Consider the following 7,068-nt stretch of genomic DNA (forward strand, 5'->3'; position numbering starts at 1 on the left):
GCTACCCATAGCCATCCATACGATGCCGACGTGATAATTATGCAAGGTAACATAAAAATTGTAACCGATTGTCGGGAATATAATCTAAGACCTGGGGATGAGTTCCAGCTGGATAGCGGCATTATGCACACAGAAGAAACAGGCGGTAAGGGAGTGGTAATCCTCGCAGCCGTGGCTAAAGAGGCAACTCCGACAAAAAATATAAGCTAAGGTATTTCTTCTCCTCAAGGATACCCAAAGCTAAGATCAGCACGTGGTTATTGGCCCTCATGCCTCACAAGAAAGGTCTCCTGGAAGCCATATTAAACTTTGCTATACTAGTCACCTGCACATTTGGACCCAAACGATATGACAAGTAATTTTGACCGTTCACAGGAATCCCTTGGAAATATCCTCCACATGGAGCATGTAAACCTGGCAATACCAAACCAGAAACTAGCAACCCTATTTTATATTGTGGGACTACAATTCACTCGCGATCCGTTCATTATGAATGGCGTAGACAACATGTGGGTGAATATGGGACGTTGCCAAATCCACCTTCCCAGTCGAAACCCAATAGCTCAAAAATTAAGAGGCACCGTTGGGTTTGTAGTTCCCAATTTAGCAGCAGTTGAATCATCACTTGCCGATGTAGCCCCTTATTTGGAAAACACGGCATTCTCCTATACGCGGAAAAACGACCACATCAAAGCTACGTGTCCCTGGGGCAATAACTTCAAGATCCACGAGCCTGCTTCCAAATATGGCACGATAGATATTGGGATGCCCTATGTAGAACTGGATATACCACGGGGTACCACTGAGAAAATTGGCAAATTTTATGATGAAATTTTTGGAGCAACCGTCGAGTTAAAAACTATTCATAGTAATGAATGTGCTTCTATAAAAACTGGGAAATCACAATTCCTACATTTTTTAGAGACTGATTCTAAACAGAATCAATATGATGGCCACCACATTGCAATATATATATCTGACTTTGCAGGACCGTATGAAAAACTCAAAGAGCGTGGACTTATTTCAATGGAAACGGATGAGTACGAGTGGAGATTCACCGATATTATTGACCTCGATACCGGAAAAACTCTTTTTGAAATTGAACACGAGGTACGAAGTGCAACCCATCCGCTCTATTCCCGCCCTCTAATAAATCGTAATCCTGAGCAAAGTAATCGAGGGTACCGCCCAGGGCAGGACAATTTTATAGGCCAAATTTAAATAGCCGACCACTTACCGGTATGCGTCAGACAAAATCCTGCGAGGATTCTTACTTAAGAAAACCCTCGCAGGCCAAACCTCAGATAGTTATACCCTTACTCTGCCACCCCAGGAAGGTCACCGGTGCACATATTAGCTGTCACCACCGGAGCATATGGTAAATCTGCAATTTTAGGCATATAGGAAAATTCGTAGTGGCACTCATACTTCCGATTAGCATGTTTTCCCGTCCCACCAGCACTTTTTAAATACCCCTGACCCTCGGCAAAGGCATCCTTGGCAGACCGATCTACCAAGAGATACCGTTTATCTCCATCGCGATCCGTTATCTCACATGCCAAGCGGAGCATAGTCCCAGCATCTGTAATTACCCCACCTCCCGTGCAGGTCATCACTCCATCCCCCTCCGCAGCACTTAGCAGAAATCCATGATTCTTGTACGAGAAAACCTTCGCTCCCTCGCCCGTCTCAGTGATATCAATCTCAGCCATAACTGCCGTCGTGCTTTCCCACGAAGCGCCCGACTCCGCGATAGCATGCGAATTCATAGCTACAACCACAAATCCCAATCCAATTAAGCTAGTTAAATTTTTGATCATTTCTCACCTCCCACAAATTATTGACTAACATCCGTTTTGCCCCGCGCATTTGTTGCGCACACATCTCTTTATTATACGAATTTCTATGTCCGTACTATTACCTTTTATGATTTTATCGCCATACCGGATCACATAAGCTAAGCTCTCATGATAGCCTAAAGATAACAACAAGGCACTTTGCTAAATAAGAAGGTTAACAAGTGTTAAATCTCTTTGCCCTCACAGTAGATGTTAAGTTGAGTATAGTTCTTCTTTCTCTGGTGCATACCATTAGCGAAGGAACTTTACCCTTTCCCGATATACCTCCAAATTATTCCTCCGGAGATCTATGGGAAGAAAGATCCATGTTCTGTCTCTACAACGATAAAAACTCTAACGAGCTCTACTATGGAATTATTTTTGACGACTTTAAAACAAGAACTGTACAAATTGATAATGGTGACCTTATGGTACCTGAGGAGACCGAGGCATCCCATTACACCTTAGTAACAATTTACGGAGCACAAAAAATCTTCTGGAAAAACAATCTAGGAGTCAATTCTTTAGATCGAAAAAATTTTGTTCACTTGCTCAATGGAAAAGAGCATGGGTGGTGCCAACCACAAGCAAGTGTTGCTGTACTCCAAAAGCTACAAGAGAAACTTACAAGTAACACGGGTAAAAATAGATCCCGGACAATCCTTGATGACTTCCAGTAGAAAAGTGGCGCCCAAAGGGCGCCACTAATCGCATATCACTACTATTTAACTTTGTCTAAGCCATCGCCGCCTTTATTGCATCAGCGGTGATTGGCAAGCTACGCACCCGGGCGCCCACTGCGTCATCAATCGCATTCGCTATAGCAGCCGGCACAACAGCAGTAGCAGGCTCACCTATTCCAGACGGATATTGGCCTTGCTCAATAAGAACAATATCAATCTCTGGAACTTGATCCATACGCAACATCTCATATTCATCGAAGTTGCCTTGCTCAATCCCGCCATTACTCATACTTAGCTGCTCATACAAAGTTTGACTTAGTCCCCAAAGGGCTGCTCCCTCTATCTGCGCTCTTGCGCCATCCGGATTAACAACCGTACCGACGTCCATAGCAATTGTAAGCTTTTGGACAGTAGGATCTCCGCTAGAAGGATCAACATGCACTTCGGCCACGCAAGCCGTCCAAGATGGCGACCCACGCTCTTGGGCACTCACACATGATAAGCCCATGCCCGTATTTTCACCCAGGGGTTTGGTGCCAAATCCGGATCGGCCAGCAGCAGCCATCAAAGTGTTACGCAGGCGTTTTGCGCCCCCCACACTGTTTGGTGGAGCACCAGCGTTCTTACCTGCCGCATCAAGCATATCCACACGCATCAGCAAAGGATCTTTGCCAATTTTCCTCGCCATTTCATCTATATATGACTCCGTGGCAAAGAAGGTCCAGCCTGGCGCTACAGATCGCCAAAAACCTGGCGGTAACGCCTGAGTAGCCGTTTCATTTTCTATTGCACGCACGTGATGATTGGGCACCGTATACCAAAAATCAGACCCATTCACAGAAAACGAATCTACCTTACCTTTTTTATCTACTGACTCACCTAGAAAACCTGGGGCCGCACGTTTTGTGGACCAACCACCAGCCACAGCATGTTCTATTGCAACATATTTTCCATCAGAGTCCACCCCACCTTTAATCCTTTGAACCGTGGGGCTACGATGAAAATCCATTCGGATATCATCTTCACGCGAGTAGATCAGTTTAACAGGTCTTCCTAGATCCTTGGAAGCCATAGCCGCTTGCACCATCTCATCTGCTTCGCCACGACGNCCGAAGAANCCCCCAAGATANTGCTGGTGAATCACCACATTCGCTGGATCGACNCCAACCGCCTCGGCTATCAATGGCACNCACCGGGTTGCCCACTGTGTTCCAACAAATATATGGTAGGTACCATCTTGCTCCGTCGCCACACAGTTCATCGGCTCCATACAGGCATGGGCCAAAATACTGGTTGTATACTCGGCTTCATGGACATCGGTTGAGGCGCTAAAACCAGCCTCAACATCTCCATCCAGCACCCATGCCACCCCAGCGTCTTTATCATCAATAAGCTTTCGCGACTCTTCCAAGAGGCTTTCACTGCTTATATTAGCAAATTNCCCATGCTCCCATTCAACTTGAATAGTTGCTGCGGCCGCATCAACTGCGTGCTTTGTCTCAGCAATGGCCAGGGCGTAACCATTCTGCATGGAAGTACCTGGAACCATTATAGTCTTAATGTAACCATCCACAGACTTAGCTGCAGAGTCGTCAACTGACTTAGGAGTAGCACCATACCGNACTGGTGGGCTTAGCCAACGCGCGTAAACCATTCCGGGAAGAAAAACATCAATTCCGTACCCAGCACTGCCATCGACCTTAGCAGGAATATCAAGTGCAGCGACCGGTTTGCCGACCACCTTATACTCGCCAAACTTCTTAAGGGATATGGCCTTATACTCTTCCTCAGAGAAAGAGCGATCTATGTTGCCGCCGGCAACAATTTGTCCATAGGTGATGCTCCTACCTGAGTCTCCATGCGTTACCACACTATTNGAAGCTGAACACTCTGCNGCCGTCACACCCAACATTTTGGCTCCNGCATCAACCAAGGCTATTCTGGCCGAGGCACCCACACGGGACATCTGATCGAAGGTCCAGTTAACGCTCCAACTTCCGCCAGTTAGCATTAAACCCCATTTTTCATGGCTATCTGGGTAATCAATACGAACGTCCTTCCAATCTAACTCTAGTTCTTCAACTACCATCTGAGCCATCGCAGTACCAATATGCTGACCACCCTCACATTTAGTTATGTGAATAGTAGTAATTCCTGACGAATTCATTGTCAGGAATAGCCCATGGTCAAAATTTCCTGCTGCAAAAGCTTCACCGGCNCCACCGGAAAGTTTGGTCCCTAAAGAAAAGCCAAACATTAAACCAGCCCCGGCCGTGGTAGAACCAACTAAGAATTCCCGACGCCGCAACCCATTACTATGCTTTGTCATTTGCCTATACCTCCATCGCTGCGCGTTTAATAGCTCGCTTAATACGAATGTACGACATGCAACGACAAAGATTGCCGCTCATTGCATCGACAATATCCTCATCACTGGGATTNTTGTTCTCACTCAGTAAGGATGCCGCCTGCATAATTTGTCCTGATTGGCAGTACCCACACTGTGGGACCTGCTCCGAGACCCAAGCTTTCTGCAAGGGGTGCTCGCCTTTAGGATCTAACCCCTCAATTGTTGTTACAGTCTTGCCGACGGCGTCCGACAAAGCCGTTTGACATGATCGTACCGCCTCCCCATCTATATGAACCGTGCATGCACCGCATTGTGCGATACCACAGCCAAACTTAGTTCCAGTTAGTCGCAGATATTCCCGAATGATCCACAATAGTGGTGTATCTCCAGGGGCATCTACGGCATGCTTCACACCGTTAACGTTTAAAATTGCCAATTTACCCTCCTCGGACATAATAAAAGCCAAATATTGGNGCTACATCGTATACCTGAGCCCTAGATAATTAGATCAACTAGCCGTCATACAAAGCCGTCATTATTGATGCACCAAAAATTATAGCATNATCAATTTCAGGCCTCTTAGGCCTGAGTGATACAAAATGTAGCGAAAAATAGCGCCGTGACCAACCAATTTATGCTTTAGGTTGGCCTTTTCTAAAGTCCCGCGAGGTGGTTTCGCCCCAACTGCTTGATTGTGTTGGAAATAGTCTTACAAAATTGCCCTTTCCTTGCAGGCAGTTACCTACTTCCACGCTGCTTCCCGAACAATCCATTGAGCTTTATTCATAACTCAAGAAGTTTAATAATGCTTACATAGGTGCACAAAATCATGAATTTCTTATTACAGCTTCGTCCATTTAAGATCCTTCCCACAGCCTTGTTGGCATTCAGCGGCATTACTTTTAGCCACCCTTCACAAGATAGGGTGAACGCAAGCGATCAAGGTTTTTCGCGAGCTTATACGGTCGAAGCTGACAGGATAATAACGCCTTTAACAAAGTCACCTGGGGTTCCATCTCGGGGGCGACAAATTGTAGCCGGACGAGGCGGCAATTGCCTTGCCTGTCACACAGCACCCATACCTGAGGAACAGTTTCACGGAAACCTGGGACCTGATTTATCCCAAGTCGGCTCATACTATGATGAAGCCCAACTCCGATTACGGCTAGTCGACCCCAAACAACTCAACCCTGAAACCATAATGCCAGCCTTTTACAAGACAACTGGGCTAAATAGAGTAGGAAAAAAGTATACCGGCAGACCTATTTTAAACGCCCAACAGATTGAGGATGTTATTGCCTACCTACTGACCTTGAAAGATAAGGNGCCTTAATCNAANAAAATGTACTATTATAGGGAATTGANTTTGCGTCAGCGAGATATTCAATCTGGATAGATAGAAGAAAGCTATGAATAAACCTATTCCTGATNGGCGGGATTTNCCTCCCAGAACTTGGAGGCGGCGCAACATCTTAACGCTGCTAGCAGGAGTACCCACCCTACTGATCAACATAAAAAAAAGCCAAGCGGAAAATTTTGATTACCAAGGCAATCCCTTCCGAGATCGCTTCCAAAGTTTCCGGCAGACGTTCCGTGTTGAGGCAGACCGTGCCGAGGCCGAGCGAATCGTAAGACACATTATCAGGGACCGAACACCTCGTACCAATATAATAAAGCTTGANGCTCCAGACATCGCGGAGAATGGATCAGCTGTACCCGTGTCGATTGATATAAAATGCGCGATGACAAAAACTGACTACCCAAAACTGGTTCATCTTTTAGCTCTTGAAAACCCATTTCCAGAAATAGCTAAATACAGATTTAGCCCCGCCTGCGGAAGAGCTCGAATCACTACACGTATTCGAATGCGAACTACCGCACCATTAGTAGTCCTTGCTAACATGAGTGATGGCTCTGTCGGTTTAACCGAAAAAACCGTAAATGTAACTCTAGGCGCATGTAACTGATACGGCAAAGGTATGGTAGATAGAAATAGACGGATAAAAATAACCCCAAACCCAGCTAAGCGGGGAGATCTGCTAACGATCAAGGCACTTGCTGAGCATGAAATGGAGCCAGGAGTGCGGTTGAACCCTAACAGTATGGTCGTATATCCCCGCTTTATCTTAAATAAGCTAATTTGTCGTTATAATGGCGTAGAAGTTTTTGTATCTGATTGGTACTCCGGGGTCTCCGC

The 7,068-nt window shown here is 46.0% G+C and carries 9 protein-coding genes; 6 read left to right on the top strand and 3 right to left on the bottom strand.

Translation table 11 applies throughout. From position 1 onward, the window contains the following. Nucleotides 1-210: hypothetical protein (locus CMM32_09360; protein ID MBT07101.1), on the top strand; the 210-nt coding region annotated here is incomplete at its 5' end. 138 nt (nucleotides 211-348) lie between these two features. Next, nucleotides 349-1,221, top strand: coding sequence for a hypothetical protein (locus tag CMM32_09365; protein MBT07102.1), 873 nt, complete (start codon nucleotides 349-351; stop codon nucleotides 1,219-1,221). Between the two features lie 95 nt (nucleotides 1,222-1,316). Here the strand turns inward: CMM32_09365 and CMM32_09370 are convergent, their stop codons facing one another. After that, nucleotides 1,317-1,820, bottom strand: coding sequence for a hypothetical protein (locus tag CMM32_09370; GenBank protein ID MBT07103.1), 504 nt, complete (start codon nucleotides 1,818-1,820; stop codon nucleotides 1,317-1,319). A 200-nt stretch (nucleotides 1,821-2,020) separates the two neighbouring features. On the opposite strand from CMM32_09370, the gene CMM32_09375 reads away from it, so the two are divergent. After that, nucleotides 2,021-2,518, top strand: a complete 498-nt coding sequence (locus CMM32_09375; protein MBT07104.1) for a hypothetical protein — start codon at nucleotides 2,021-2,023, stop codon at nucleotides 2,516-2,518. Nucleotides 2,519-2,573: 55 nt separating this feature from the next. Here CMM32_09375 and CMM32_09380 read toward each other — a convergent pair whose 3' ends face one another. Both CMM32_09380 and CMM32_09385 read right to left on the bottom strand, forming a co-directional pair. After that, nucleotides 2,574-4,850: an aldehyde dehydrogenase gene (locus CMM32_09380; GenBank protein ID MBT07105.1), complete on the bottom strand. Its 2,277-nt coding sequence runs from the start codon at nucleotides 4,848-4,850 to the stop codon at nucleotides 2,574-2,576. A 4-nt stretch (nucleotides 4,851-4,854) separates the two neighbouring features. Further along, nucleotides 4,855-5,307 carry a (2Fe-2S)-binding protein gene (locus CMM32_09385; GenBank protein MBT07106.1) on the bottom strand — a complete coding sequence of 151 codons (453 nt, stop codon included), beginning with the start codon at nucleotides 5,305-5,307 and terminating at the stop codon, nucleotides 4,855-4,857. A gap of 393 nt (nucleotides 5,308-5,700) precedes the next feature. Between CMM32_09385 and soxX the strand changes: the two genes are divergently transcribed. The 3 genes from soxX to CMM32_09400 all read left to right on the top strand — a co-directional run. Next, on the top strand, nucleotides 5,701-6,204 hold the full coding sequence (gene soxX / locus CMM32_09390) for a sulfur oxidation c-type cytochrome SoxX (protein MBT07107.1): 504 nt from the start codon (nucleotides 5,701-5,703) through the stop codon (nucleotides 6,202-6,204). 76 nt (nucleotides 6,205-6,280) lie between these two features. Further along, complete coding sequence (locus tag CMM32_09395; GenBank protein MBT07108.1) at nucleotides 6,281-6,838, top strand: hypothetical protein; 558 nt, start codon at nucleotides 6,281-6,283, stop codon at nucleotides 6,836-6,838. A gap of 12 nt (nucleotides 6,839-6,850) precedes the next feature. Beyond that, on the top strand, nucleotides 6,851-7,068 hold a 218-nt coding region (locus tag CMM32_09400), incomplete at its 3' end, for a thiosulfate oxidation carrier complex protein SoxZ (protein ID MBT07109.1).

Source organism: Rhodospirillaceae bacterium (assembly GCA_002728255.1).
In the GTDB taxonomy this organism is placed as follows: domain Bacteria; phylum Pseudomonadota; class Alphaproteobacteria; order UBA7887; family UBA7887.

Bases quoted from the DNA above. Each gene is read 5' to 3' on its own strand.
- CMM32_09365 (MBT07102.1), top strand. From the start codon at position 349: ATGACAAGTAATTTTGACCGTTCACAGGAATCCCTTGGAAATATCCTC.
- CMM32_09370 (MBT07103.1), bottom strand. From the start codon at position 1,820: ATGATCAAAAATTTAACTAGCTTAATTGGATTGGGATTTGTGGTTGTA.